This is a genomic window from Microbulbifer halophilus, from assembly GCF_026183675.1.
Classification (GTDB): domain Bacteria; phylum Pseudomonadota; class Gammaproteobacteria; order Pseudomonadales; family Cellvibrionaceae; genus Microbulbifer; species Microbulbifer halophilus.
In genome coordinates, this window is sequence record NZ_JAPIVK010000033.1 from 1 (window position 1) to 12,159 (window position 12,159).

At 54.8% G+C, this 12,159-nt stretch carries 4 protein-coding genes; 1 reads left to right on the top strand and 3 read right to left on the bottom strand.

Going from position 1 to position 12,159, the window contains the following annotated elements:
* A partial coding sequence (locus OQE62_RS15565) for a thrombospondin type 3 repeat-containing protein (protein ID WP_265722962.1) occupies positions 1-1,682 on the bottom strand: 1,682 nt, incomplete at its 3' end.
* Between the two features lie 1,695 nt (positions 1,683-3,377).
* Here OQE62_RS15565 and OQE62_RS15570 point away from each other — a divergent pair.
* Positions 3,378-6,374: an amino acid adenylation domain-containing protein gene (locus OQE62_RS15570; protein WP_265722963.1), complete on the top strand. Its 2,997-nt coding sequence runs from the start codon at positions 3,378-3,380 to the stop codon at positions 6,372-6,374.
* Between the two features lie 211 nt (positions 6,375-6,585).
* Here OQE62_RS15570 and OQE62_RS15575 read toward each other — a convergent pair whose 3' ends face one another.
* Positions 6,586-8,406 (bottom strand): DUF11 domain-containing protein, encoded by a 1,821-nt coding sequence (locus OQE62_RS15575; RefSeq protein WP_265722964.1) that lies wholly within the window; start codon positions 8,404-8,406, stop codon positions 6,586-6,588.
* A gap of 24 nt (positions 8,407-8,430) precedes the next feature.
* Positions 8,431-12,153, bottom strand: a complete 3,723-nt coding sequence (locus OQE62_RS15580; RefSeq protein ID WP_265722965.1) for a hypothetical protein — start codon at positions 12,151-12,153, stop codon at positions 8,431-8,433.
* Positions 12,154-12,159: the final 6 nt, after the last annotated feature.

Consider the following 12,159-nt stretch of genomic DNA (forward strand, 5'->3'; position numbering starts at 1 on the left):
TCGTCCACGCCGTCGCCGTCGGTGTCGGTGTCGCAGACATCGCCGGTGCCGTCACCATCCAGGTCTTCCTGGCCGGCGTTGGCGGTATCCGGACAGTTGTCGATATCGTTGTTCACACCGTCGCCGTCGCGGTCGTCGTCGCAGGCGTCGCCGATGCCGTCGCCGTCCTGGTCTTCCTGGGACGGGTTGGCAGTGGTGGGGCAATTGTCGCTGCCGTCGTCGACACCGTCGCCGTCGTCGTCGTTATCGCAGGCGTCACCGAGCCCGTCGCCGTCCAGATCCTCCTGGCCGGGATTGTCCACCAGCGGGCAGTTGTCGCTGCCGTCGTCCACGCCGTCGCCGTCGTCGTCGTTATCGCAGGCGTCGCCCTGGCCGTCGCCGTCGGTGTCGGTCTGGTCGGCGTTGGCCGTGGTGGGGCAGTTGTCGCTGCCGTCGTCCACGCCGTCGCCGTCGTCGTCGTTATCGCAGGCGTCGCCCTGGCCGTCGCCGTCGGTGTCGGTCTGGTCGGCGTTGGCCGTGGTGGGGCAGTTGTCTGCACCGTCGTCGATGCCGTCGCCATCGTCGTCGTCGTCACAGGCGTCGCCGATGCCGTCGCCGTCCAGGTCCTCCTGGCCGGGGTTGGGCTCTGTCGGGCAGTTGTCGGAGGGGTCGGGGATGCCGTCTCCGTCGGTATCGGTGTCGCTGTCGCAGGCGTCGCCGATGCCGTCGCCGTCGCTGTCTTCCTGGCCCGGATTCGGTGTCAGCGGACAGTTGTCGCTGCCGTCGTCGATACCGTCGCCGTCGTCGTCGTTATCGCAGGCATCGCCCTGGCCGTCACCGTCGGTGTCGGTCTGGTCGGCGTTGGGTACGCTCGGGCAATTGTCGTTGCCGTCGTCGATGCCGTCACCGTCGTCGTCGTCATCGCAGGCGTCGCCCACACCGTCACCGTCGGTGTCCAACTGGTTCGGGTTGGCGGTGTTGGGGCAGTTGTCGCTGCCGTCGTCGATACCGTCGCCGTCGGAATCGGAGTCGCAGGCATCGCCGATGCCGTCGCCGTCCTGGTCTTCCTGGTCGGGGTTGGGCACTGTCGGGCAGTTGTCCTGGCCATTGGCAATGTCATCACCGTCGATATCGTTGTCGCAGGCATCGCCGATGCCGTCGCCGTCGGTATCGGTCTGGTCGGCATTGGCTGCCATGGGGCAGTTGTCATTGCCGTCGTCGACGCCGTCGCCGTCGTCATCGGAATCGCAGGCATTGCCCTGGCCGTCGCCATCCTGGTCGGCCTGATCCGGATTGGAATCGTCGGGACAGTTGTCCTGGTCATCCGGGACGCCGTCGCCGTCGCTGTCGTTGATAGTGCCGGGGGTGGAGTCGCAGGCATCGCCGACGCCGTCGCCGTCGGTGTCTTCCTGATTCGGGTTGGCGACATCGGGGCAGTTGTCTGCGTCGTCCGCGACGCCATCGCCGTCACTGTCGCCACTTCCCGGCTCGTCATCGCAGGCGTCGCCGGTGCCGTCGTTGTCGCTGTCCTGCTGGTCCGTATTGGGGGTCAGCGGGCAATTGTCGCGGTCGTTGGGGATGGAATCTCCATCCGCATCCGCAAACCCTAGCTGCGAGTTGCTGGCCGATCGACCACCATCGTCGTCGCAGCCGGCGAGAGCCATCGCCAGGGCAATAAATAAAAGGATTGGTATTCGCGTCATAAGTGAGATCTCCGGGGCGCAAGCTTCGTTACTTGCCTGTCAATTGCCAGATATGGCTCGGGCGCGAGGTGTGGTCGTGCGTGGAGACCGTGTTTTCCCGTGACCCTCATGAATGGATTGCGGGGAATTGATGTGTTGCTACGGTCGGTATGCGCAATAACCACGGCTCGGCTTCCCTGTTCAGCCGTGTTTGCCCCGCTCGGGCGGGGATCTAGACCAGGGTTTTTCCTGAACGGATGTACTACCTGTATCCAAAGTTCTAGGCCAGCCCGGACCCGTAGTCTAAAAAGGTGGCGGGTAAATTATGGTCTGATCGATAAGTGAGCAAATCTATTGTGGTGTCGCGATTTTGTTTGCCGGACCTGGCCCGGCGAAGCGAGGTGTGATTGTGCGACATGGCAAACCGCGCTTGTGAGTGCTCCGGATAAGCCGGGGCATTACGGTCGGAATGCGACTCGGTTCCCTATCCAGCCGCGTTTGGCCCTTTAGGAGGGAGTAGATAGGGGATCCCGGTACAGAACTGTAATACTTCTAGATCAGTCCGGAATGGTAGTCTAGAAAATAGCGGGAGAGGCTCCATTACTGAAAATACAGGCGCCACCCGGGAAGGGGTGTCTTATCCACTTCGTGATTTGAAAGATATCTATACCGAATCCACCGTTATTGAGTGATTCATTCGCGCTCAGCCTCTGCAGACTTTTCCTAAGAGAGTACGTAATAAACGCTTTCAGCGTTGAGGGAAACCTGATACAGGGTTGGGTTTCGCTGAAAGCTTCTGCTCCATGAGTGAAGACGACAAGGGGTGATGGCAGCGAAGGCTGCAATGCTGAACGTGGTTTTTACAACGAAAGGCGTAGCAATAAAACCCGCGGGTCAAAGTCTGATCCATATGCCAGTAACTACCGGAAATCCCAAGGCTGTGAGGAGAACCTGGCCTGTCTGGAATATTCATTGATGAAAAACTGGAGCGATTTGATAGCCGGTATCGAGATTAGTTGTGCCGACGGGTGTAGAGAATAAGAGACCGCTATCAGAATACTGGTCGTATTACCGGGGAGCACCGGAACGTGGTTGGCTTGATCAAGAACCACGATACCAGAGACGTCGTAGATATTTTCAAGGGCCTGTAAACGAACCTCATATAGCTATGAACACCTCTCGTTGAAGAGGCTCTGTACTCGGCGTACTTGTAACAAAGGTTATGAACTTAGCCAACGGAATCGCAAGAAGGTCAAAGGTTTATTTTTCTGGGACAAGGCTATATAGCTGGTCTGGCCTGTGGCAGGTGCGAGTGCAATGTTTCAGGTGATGATTGGTGGAAAACTGACCGGAGTGAAGGGGTTACAGGTTCAATATGGCTTGTAGATGGGAACAGGAAGCTTTTTTCATTTTCATCTTGAATTACCAGAAATAGTCAAAAATTATTGAGCTCTTGGTCGTTCTCTTATTGAGAATCGGAATTTTTGGGATTTGAGATTCTGCTTTCAATATCTTGATAGTGATTAAACGCCTGTAAAGACCTGATTTTAATATTTTAATTCGTGGTTTTGGGTAATAGCCTGTGTCCGTTTTTCTCCGAACAATATAAATATAATGGCGTCATTGAAAACCCCGGCATTCATCTATAAGAGTACAATGCTTTTTGCAGTAAGTTAAATATTTTCTACTACTGACAATAAGCGATGGAGAGGTGATATGTTTATTTTTAATTCTGGATTTTTTGGCGGGAGAGATAATGAAGCACTGAAAGGAAACGTTATTATAGATGACACAAATATTTTGACTTATGATGATGTTAGAATAAAAAGTAATGCGGTTGCCAATTTCCTAATAGAGGCAGATATAAAGAGAGGGGACCTGGTACCTATAATATCGGAAAGGTCTGCATACTTTGTTATTGCCATGCTTGGCATTGTGAAAGCGGGTGGAATTTATATTCCTGTTGATGACAGGAATCCAGAGCCGCGGAAAAATACTATTCTGGAATGCAGCAAGGCAAGAATATGCCTGTTATCTGGTGGGGCAAAAAGTGGTTATATAGACGATTCTGGATGCAGAGTAGCTTATATAGAAAATATAGCTGATGATTATAATTCAAAACCTGTATCTATAGATGTTTCTGCTTCGCAAGCTGTGTACGTAGTTTTCACTTCCGGTACAACAGGAACCCCAAAGGGCGTTGTCGTTGAATATGGATCTCTTGACAACATAATTAAGTGGCATAATGAAACCTTCCTTGTGAAGGCTGATAGCCGAATGGTGTCCACCGCGAGTGTCGGGTTTGATGTGTTCCAGTGGGAGGTATGGTCTTCACTGGCCAGTGGTGCATGCCTGTATATACCCAGTGATGAGGTTAGATTGGATCCTGGTCGACTATTAGAGTTCTTTTCTGGCAATGAAATCTCACATGCATATGTTCCAACAGCTATGGTTCCAGATATTGTCAAAAACTCAAAGTCAAACAGTTTGAATTTGAAATATCTGTTCACTGCTGGAGAAAAACTACAGCCTTTGAATACAGATCACATATCGTATTCTGTTGTGGATTACTACGGACCTGCAGAGGCAACAATATTTGCTACATGTAATATTGTTGAAAGCTCCAGTAAGGGTGTTCCTGACTCTATAGGGTATCCTGTGGCTGATACTGAAATTTATATTCTTGATGAAAATCTCGATGTATGCCCTGAAAATGAACATGGAGAAATTTTCATAGCTGGAACCTGTTTGGCCAGAGGGTATTTGCATGATCCAGATCTTACTTGTGAGAAATTTTTTAATCATCCATCAGCTGGTAACAAGCGTATTTACCGTACAGGCGATTTTGGTAAGTGGCTCTCCAATGGGAAAATACAGTTTATCGGCCGTATAGATGACCAAATAAAGATTCGCGGTAACCGGGTTGAAATGGGAGAGATTACCTCATTCCTGAATGGGCAGGAAGAGGTTGAAAGAGCTGTTGTTATAGCAGAAGACACGGATAAGGCAGGAAAGCAGTTAATAGCATTTGTTGTAAAAAAATCTGACTATGACTCAATGCTGGATATTTCTATTTCTCTAAGAAATAGAATAAGTGCTTACTTGCCGGGCTACATGGTTCCAGCAGATATCCTTGTAATCGATAGAATACCATTGACTGTAAATGGTAAATCAGATAGGTCGGCATTGCTTGAGATATACCAAGAATATCTGAGAAAATCTGTTGCCGATAATCAGTTTTCTAATCCTGAAGAATTGAAAATAGCAGAGATCTGGAGAAATATTCTTGGAAGAGAAAGGTTTGGACCAGATGACGACTTCTTCAATACAGGAGGACATTCGTTGCTGGCGGCTCGTGTAATGAAATCTATATCAGAGGTTTTTGAGGTTAAAACCTATATCAGGGATATCTATGAATACAAAACGGTAAGAATGTTGTCTGAAGCTATCTCCAACAGGGCGCAAGGCTTTGATACATCGTTGGACCGGGAGCCGGTTATAGCTCTCACTGATGATGTGTTTTTACCTGAAGGTATTGAGTTTGGAGAATACAGTATAAAGCAAATTTCTGACCCGGAGAATATCTTACTGACTGGAGCCACAGGTTTTGTAGGAGCCCACATGCTCGCAGAACTATTGAGCAGTACCGATTCCAGAATACATTGCCTTGTGCGTGGGATTGACAATCTTCACGCAAGAAAAAGATTGGATAATGCTTTAAAGAAATACCTTATAAGACTGAGTTCAGAGGATGTGTCCCGAGTTGAAGTTTACGCTTCTGATGTTTCTGAGTCTTACTTGGGCATGGAGGAGAATGTTTATCGGGAGCTCTCCCGTACTATTGATATTGTTTATCATTCCGCAAGTTCAGTGAACTTTATCCAACCTTATACCTACATGAAGCACGATAATGTCGAGGGAGTCAGGAGAATAATAACTTTTGCATCAGATTATAGAGTTAAGCCTTTGATGTTGTTTTCCACGATATCTGTCTATAGCTGGGGGCATATACACACGGGAAAAAAAGTTGTTTCAGAAGATGATGATATCGATCAGAACTTGCCAGCGGTTGTAACTGATATTGGTTATGTTCGCAGTAAGTGGGTTATGGAAAAAGTTGCTGACCTGGCTGCCGATAATGGTCTGCCCCTGATGACCTTTCGTTTGGGGTATGCAACTTTGAATAGTCAGACGGGACTATGTGCCGATTACCAGTGGTGGGGAAGATTTGTCAAATCCTGTATAGATTACAATGCGATACCGGATTTGGACCAACTGAGAGAAGGCCTAACTACTGTCGATTATATGGTTCGTGCTATTTCATTCATCACTCGAAATCCTGAAGCCATAGGGAAGAAGTTTAACCTGATTCACCGCGATGAAAACAACCTGACGTTAAAAGAATTTTTCAATAAGCTGGATAATTATTTTGATTTTAATTTCAAAGTTATTCCCTATAAATCTTGGCGAAACCTTTGGGAGAACGATAGTGATTCTCCTCTCTATCCGCTTTTAAGCCTGTTTAGGGATAACATGTATGACGGCCTTTCAACTGTGGAGTTATATCAGAATACTTACCGCTGGAAATGTGACAATGTAGCTGAATTCCTTCGAGGAAGTGGTATCGAGGAGCCGGAATTTGATCGAGAGCTAATGTCACTCTACCTGGAAAGGTTGATGGGAGTTTCATACAAGAGTGTCGCTGTGGATTGATGTCAAGGCTCTACCATGAAATTGCAAGCATGGCGGTTTCGTTAATCGCCATGCTCCTGCACCTTTCAATACTGCATTTAAAGCTTAAAGATCACCATTCGATGCGACCAGAGTCGCTATAGAATCTTGACAAGTTCAATAGGATTCACGAATTTACTTTCCTTCAACTAATGATTTGTTAAGGGTCTTGCTAATCTTTACGCGCGGCCTACTATAGCCCAGTGGCATTCACCGTACATTGCAAAGTGAATTCCGCCTGACTACCCACCGGCAGTGATGGAATCGTGACCCCGGCGCCTGTGAGGTCGGCGACCAGTATGGGATCGGCGGGACAGGTTGCGCCGCCAGCGGCGGTACAGGTGACCGTGGTGCTGGGCGTAGAGCAATCCAGGTTGGCGTCCGGAGTGTCCGTGAGCAGCGAGTTGTCGGCGTCCCGCGGGCCCAGGTTTTCCGCTGTGATGGTGTAGGTCAGTACCTCGCCGCTCAGTACGGGGTCCGGCGAGGCGCTCTTGGTTACCGCCAGGTCGGTGTTCAGCCGGTCATTGGTGAAGGTGCACTCGATATCGGAGTCAGCCGCGGTGGCGGCGGCGTCCAGGGTCACGGTACCGGCACCCAGGTCGGTGGTGAAAGTACCGCCGGTACCCAGGCCGGTGCAACTGATATCGGTCAGCTCATAGGTAGAGGGAATCGACTCGGTGATGGTGGTCTCCGTGTCCGGAGCGTCGAGGAACTGGGTGGTGCCGGTCGCTGGAGAGCCGGCAGTGGTGGTGGTAATGTCCTCCGGATCAAAGCCGTTGGTACCGGTAAAGGAAAAGGTGTCCACGCCGTTCTCGGAGATTTTTACGAGGGTAACGGAGGGCACGCGCTGATCGGTATCGGTGGCCGTATTGTTTTCCGGTGTCGGGTCGGTGAAGCCATCGGGCAGCGACGCTGTGACGGTATTGACCAGGTCGCCGGTATAGTCCGGGGGCACGGTAATGGTGAAGCTGTAAGTAACGCTACCTCCCGGTGGCAAGTCGGGGTTGTCATTGATGGCGCCGGTTCCGCCGGCGGTGCCACAGACGCCACCGGCGGAACCGGTACAGGTCCAGCTGGCCGTGGTGATTCCGGCGGGAAGCGGATCGTCAACCATACCGTTTTGTATGCCAAAGGGGCCGTTATTGCTCGCCACTATGTCGTAGGTCACATCGGTTCCGGGCGTATAAATCAGACTGTTGTCGGTTTTGGTTACGGCGATGTCCGTTTCGAACTCTATCGCCGAGGTCAGGCAGTTGGCGCCGTCGTTCAGGGAGGATCCCGGAGAGCTGGAAATCAGGGTCGGCTCGCCGGTGTCGATATCGAACTGGTAGAAGCCGCTGCCGTCATTGCGCGAACCGAAGACACCGTTGGTCGCACTGAACATCGCGCCTGTGGTGCCGAAAGCGCTGGTGCCGATGGTGGTAATTGTCCCCGTGGTGGGATCCAGGGACTTGAATACGTCGTCGGCATTGTCCACGAAGTAAAAGAGGCCATCGTGCCAACCCAGGTCAATCAGGTTTACCGACTCGCTGAGTGGAACCGCGGTGGCGCTCGGGGCGTCTACATCAATGCGATACACTGTGTTGGTGTCGTCGAGGCTGCCACCAACATACATGAAGCCATCCGCGGCAAAGGCACCGGCGAAATAGGCATTGCCGGCCGGCGGGTCGGGCAGGCCGGCAACAGGCCCCAGAGAGGTCGTTGTACCATCGATATTGACTTGCAGGAGTGTATTGGTGCCGCTTTCGATAGCGTAGAGGGTATCGTTTGCCGGCCGAAAGGATAGGGCGTTGTGGGTCAGGGTCGCGGTCCCGAGGGTGTTGAAGACAAAGGGATTGGTCGAGTGATCGATTTCGATCAGGTCGGTGGGGTTATTCTGGCCCAGGTACATGGTGCCGCAGGTCTGTGCCTGGGCTCCGGAACCCCAGAGGCCGGCGAGCAGCAGGGCACATCCCCAAAGCCGAGACTGTTGCCGCCCGCGCGAAAAAATTACTTTTATTGATTGTCCAGCCATTGCCTCAATGCTCCACATTAGTGGTCAGTAGGACCCCACAAAATTGATGAACCCACCCTGGTGGTCGTAATCGAAATCCGTCAGGTCGTCACTGAAATCTGTCAGGTTGTAGCCGATACCCATGCGGAAATGGTCGGTGATCTTGCGGTCACAGCTTACCAGTCCGCCGTCGCGGGTGCCCCCGTCCTCGACATCCAGCCAGCGGTATTCCGCCATCAGGCGGCAGTGGCCCAGGTCGCGGCGCAACTGCACGGCGCTAAAGCTGGTGGCCGAATCGAACCAGGGGCCGCTGCCGCGGCCCATTCGGACCTCGCCCTCGCGCCGGGCGAGTTTGGCGGCAAACTCCCACTTCGGGTTGAATTTATACACGCCCTCGAAGGCGGCGATAGAGGTTTTCTGATCGTAGCCGGCGCCGCCCCACTGTTCCAGGGTCGCCAGATCGTAGAGGTAGGTGGTGCGGCCGAACAGGCCCCAGCGCTGGCTGTCCCAGGGACGCCAGGCAAAACCGAAGTTGCCCTCGACAAACTTCGCGCCGGCTTCCGGGTTCAGGTCGTCGTCGGTTTCCGAGTAGTTCAGGCGGCCGGCCACACGCCAGCTCTCGTTGATCTTGTGCGCGACGCGGTTGGTACTCACCCATTGCGTGCGCCGTTCGAAGCCGGTGTCTTTGCGCCATTCGATCTTGCTCTGCCAGTCGGTGTGGGGAGATCTCCTGCCGCCGCGGATACTCACCGCCTTGCGGTCTACCTTGCCGTTGTCGATATCGACCAAGTCGCCGGATTGCAGGGTGTAGCCGAGGTTCCAGCCTGTTGCCGGGTAAAAGTCCATGCCGAAGGTGTGTGCAAGACCGGTCTGGTTCGGCTCCTTGAGGTACTGACTCTCGTTGAACAGGCTGACCTGGTTCGACAGCCGAATGCGCTGGCCGAAGGTCCAGCCGCTCTCGCGGTCGGGGTGGAATAGCGATGAATATTCGGTGGTGTCGGTGGAGTAGGTGACGGTGTCGATGGCGTAGGTATAACCCGCGTAGATATCGTAGTCCGGGTTGACACGATACTCGCCGTCGAGGGTCACCGCGTCGCCGCGGTCGCCGCTGGTGATCTCGCCGCCTGCGGAGGAGGCATTACCGAATTGGTAGCGGGTGCCGACGCCGGCCAGGTTGTTGTCCTCGTAGTCGCCACTCTCCTCCAGTGAGCCCTGGAGGAGGCCGTAGAGCTCCAGCGAGCTGCCGAACAGGTGGCTGTATTCGACCGCCCCGAGCAGGCCGGAGCCATCCCTGGCGAAGCTGTCTTCGTCCACGTGGCGGATCTCGCCGCCGAGGGCGTTGCGGTCGTCGATTCTCCAGCGCAAGTTGGCCTGGGTCTGGTTAAAGGTGTCGGGGCCGTTTTCCCTGTCGCTGTGGCGGGCGTAGAGGGTGAGATTGGGGAGGATGTCGCCGAGCACCTCGGCGCCGTACTCGGTAATGCCCAGGCCGGTATCGTAGCGCCGCGCGGCAAAGCCGGGCTCGGTCTCCCGCCACCAGGCGCCGGCACTCCACTGCTGTTGCGTCCAGCCCAGCTCGCGGAAGTTGGCACGGGTTTCCACCAGCTTGCCGTCGCCCTCCAGGTGACCCGGTTCCAGCGGGTCGTTGAGCAGCGCGAAGTTGAAACCGCCGTTGTCGGAGAAGAGCGAGGGCGCGGAGAAGGATTCGGTGTGGGAGTATTCCGCCTTGAGGTAAGTGCCCTTGCCCGCCTGCAGGGTCAGGTCGCCGGCGGCGAGTTCGTAGTCTTCCCCGGCGCGGTTCTCGTCCACATAGGTGGCCCCCAGGGCGACATGGTCGCCGAACCACTGCTTGCCGCGGCCGCCGAGGGTCATCTCATCGTCGTCGAAATCCGATGGCACCCACTCGTAATCGACGATCAGTCGCTGTTCGAAGCCGTCCAGCGGTTCGTCGCGGGTGAGGGTGGGGACATTCTGGCGGGTAATCTGCGACAGTGCGCGGGTGAGGATGATGCGGCCCTGCAGCTCATCGATCTCATAGTCGGCGCCGCGCTCCAGGTTTACCCGTTTCTCTACCCGCCCGGTGGTGGGATCGCGGATTTCCAGTACCACCACGTCGGAGCCGGGCAGGATATCGGTGTGTTTCAGGTAGTAGAGGCTGCCGCCAGTGCCGAGAAATTCATTGTGGCCCGGTGCACTTTCCGGCTGCGAGCCGAACACGCGCACTTCGCTGTTGGAGTCGCCCCAGGCATTGATGCCGAGAGAGCTCCAACTGAATGCGGCGCCGTAGAGGGAGCGCACATACTGGGCATAGTCGGTCCCGGTAAGGCCGGTGGCGTAGTTGCCCCAGAGTGCCTGGTTTTTGTCCCAGTCCACGCGGAAATAGAAGCGCCCCTGGGTATCCACATCCCGGTAGGTGGTGGAGTCGTCGCCGTAGGTGGGATAGTAGAGGTCCGGGTCCAGGCGTCGGAACACGTCCCGGGGGTCTGCCTGGGTAAAATCGTCAAACAGGTCTTCCAGCTCTTTTTCGGTGGTGTCGGCCTGGGCGGTGATCAGGTATTTACCGCGGGTTTTGGCCTTCAGGTAGAAAGCCAGGCGCCCGTCGGTGAGTATGTCATCATCGTAGTGCTCGTCCACCAGAAAGGGGTCCATGGAGCCATTGATATCGTTTTCGGCAATGGTGATATCGGCAATGGCAACGCCGAAAAAATAGCGGCCGGTGACATCCACACCCAACTGGTGGTGTGAGGTTTCACCGCCCTCGCCGGTATTTTGCAGGGCGATATCGAATGAATGCCGCCCCACGGGCATCAGAAACTCGGCCACAAACTGGTCCTCGAAGTCCACCGGGTAGCTGTTGCCATTGATAGACAGTCTCTGGTTGCGGGGAATATCGCGGCCCTGGATACGAACGCGGGAGCCATAGACGGGAATGGTCTGCCGGTGCAATCCGTTGGCGGAAAACACCTGCTCGAGCAGGCTCTGGGTTTCGGCTTCATCGTTGGTGAGTGCCGTGCTCAGGTCCCAGGCAGCGCTGCGTCGCAGGCGCTGGCTGGCACTGGCCGCCTCCTCGGGTCGCACTAATTGCAGGGTGCGCGGATAGGTCTCGTCGTAGTGCCCGTCTTCGCCGTAGGCGCGCAGTACATAGACCAGTTCATCGCCGGCGCGGAACTGGTAGCGCGCCGGCAGCGAGCCATCCCATTCCGTTTCGCTGACTGCCGCGACGGGCACCGGAAGGGTGACGATGGGGTCCACCAGATCGCTATCGCCGCCGCGGTAGATATTGATCTCGAAATGTTTGATAAACGCCGGGTAGTTGCTGCGCACCATAAAATGCACTGTATCGACAATCTGCTGGCCGTCGAATGCTACTACCGGGGGACTGGATATCGACAGTTCCGGGAGGCCGAGCACGGGGTCTTCGGTCGCCCAGACAATACCGCCGTTGGGCAGTGGTGCGGAGAAGTTGCCGCTGGCAGAGGCGCGGCCCGGTTGCATCCGGGCCACGGCCACGCGCCGGTCCGGCTGCAGATCCTCCCCGGAAGAGTGTTCACTGGTGCCCCGGGTCACGGGGCTGTCATAACTGCGGGTCTGTACCTTTAACAGTACGCCTTCTTCTCCCTCGCAGACTCCGTCGGCACAGTCGAATGCCGGTGTCCCATCTATCGCGACCTCGGCCTCCGGCGTTGTACGGGCGGCTTCTTGCGCAGTGAGCGGCGGAGTGATTCCCGTCAGCAGGCCGATCAAGGTGTAATCCAGTGCTTTCATCTTCATCCTTCG

Bases quoted from the DNA above. Each gene is read 5' to 3' on its own strand.
- OQE62_RS15580 (WP_265722965.1), bottom strand. From the start codon at position 12,153: ATGAAGATGAAAGCACTGGATTACACCTTGATCGGCCTGCTGACGGGA.
- OQE62_RS15575 (WP_265722964.1), bottom strand. From the start codon at position 8,406: ATGGCTGGACAATCAATAAAAGTAATTTTTTCGCGCGGGCGGCAACAG.
- OQE62_RS15570 (WP_265722963.1), top strand. From the start codon at position 3,378: ATGTTTATTTTTAATTCTGGATTTTTTGGCGGGAGAGATAATGAAGCA.